This is a genomic window from Kitasatospora sp. NPDC051164, assembly GCF_044455625.1.
Classification (GTDB): domain Bacteria; phylum Actinomycetota; class Actinomycetes; order Streptomycetales; family Streptomycetaceae; genus Kitasatospora.
This window is the reverse complement of sequence record NZ_JBITFB010000124.1, coordinates 1-1,550: the sequence shown is the minus strand read 5'-3', so window position 1 is coordinate 1,550 and position 1,550 is coordinate 1. Positions and strand designations below refer to the sequence as shown.

The 1,550-nt window shown below is 70.5% G+C and carries 2 protein-coding genes; one reads left to right on the top strand and one right to left on the bottom strand.

All coding sequences use genetic code 11. The features are described from left to right. Positions 1 to 2: 2 nt before the first annotated feature. Positions 3 to 533, top strand: coding sequence for a hypothetical protein (locus ACIBEC_RS47785; RefSeq protein WP_396290927.1), 531 nt, complete (start codon positions 3 to 5; stop codon positions 531 to 533). Positions 534 to 539: 6 nt separating this feature from the next. Here the strand turns inward: ACIBEC_RS47785 and ACIBEC_RS47780 are convergent, their stop codons facing one another. Then, entirely contained in the window at positions 540 to 1,280 is a 741-nt protein-coding gene (locus tag ACIBEC_RS47780; RefSeq protein ID WP_396290926.1) for an IS5 family transposase, read from the bottom strand. Between the last annotated feature and the right edge of the window lie 270 nt (positions 1,281 to 1,550).

Genomic DNA, 1,550 nt, shown 5'->3' with positions numbered 1-1,550 from the left:
GGATGCCGTCGGTCATGGGGCTGCTGGAACAGCGTGAGCTCACTGCTCGCCGCCGTGTGGACGAGCTGCGGGAAGAGGCTGACCGTATCCACGCTGAACTGAACGTGGCCGAGCGGGAGTGGAACGAGTGGGTCATCGCCCGCTCGCGCGTGGGCGAGGTGCTGGCCCCGGACGCCGCCGTCGCGTCCGAGGACCAGCACCATCCCGACGGGCATCCGGTTCGCCCCTCGCCGACGGACGCGGCGAAGCCGAAGTCCGTCGTGCCGGTGTGGCGTGCGGGGCTGGCCTGGTCGGCGCTGTCGGTGGACTACCAACGCGTCCTGCAGGCTCTCGCGGACCGGAACCGACTCGGCCAGGGCCCGCTGACGTGCCAGGAGATGGCCGCCTGCTTCGGCCTGGACCCGGTGCCGGCGAAGGTGGAGGCGTTGCGTTCGAAGGCGAAGCGGCTGGTGGCCCGGGGCTGGCTGGTCGAGTCGGCGCCGGGCCGGTTCACGCTCGCGAAGGACGTGGCCGGGCAAGGCGGCGGGTCATGAGGAGCGTCATCGACCAGTAGACATCGCCTCGGCGCTGCCGGTGGAGCGCTCGAAGTCGCGCACGAGGCGGCGGCTTTGCATCAGGTGGGCGAAGAACCGCTCCACGATCCACCGCTTCGGCAGCACCACGAAGCCGCGCATGTCGTCGCTGCGTTTGACGATGGCGAGGACCAGGGCGAGGACGGCGAGGCTGTACTCGACGAGGCTGCCGGTGTAGCCGCCGTCGGCCCAGACCAGGGCCAGCAGGTGGTGCGCGGCGGCGACCTGGGCGAGCAGGACCTGGGCCGCGGCGCGGTCGCCGACGTCCGCCGCGGTGACCATCACCGCGAGCGGCAGGCCGAGCGTGTCGACCACGACGTGCCGTTTGCGACCGTTGATCAGCTTGCCGCCGTCGAAGCCGCGGCTGTCGGATCCGACGACGGCGTCCGCCTTGACGGACTGGGAGTCGATCACGCCGGCGCTCGGCTCCGGATCCCGCCCGGCCTGTTCGCGCACTCGGCGGCGGAGCCGGTCGTGGAACTCGCGGACCAGCCCGTGGTCGCGCCAGCGTCGGAAGAACGCGTAGACCCGGTCCCACGGCGGGAAGTCGCCCGGCACCGCCCGCCACTTCGCACCGTTATCGACGAGGTAGCGGATCGCGTCCAGTATCGCCCGGTGGCAGTAGGCCTCCGGCTGGCCGCCCCGCCCCCGAAGCCAGCCCGGCACCGGCAGCAGCGACCTGGCCACCGCCCACTCGGCGTCCGACATGTCCGTCGGATAGCGGCGCTCGCGCACCCCGTGGTCGCCGGCATTCCCGAACCTGTGAGCCAAGCAGTCACACGCAAGGGTGGCCGAAGTGGACTCCGTCTCCGAGATGCCGTAGACATGCGACAACAGGGTCTCCTGGACAGCTTGTTGGCGTAGACACCCACTGAGCTACCAAGAGGCCCTGCTTTCATGCACGGCAGTCGCCACGGTCACCCGATCGAGACTCCCGTTCGACCGACACTCCTCAAGATCGGAACGACAACAACCACT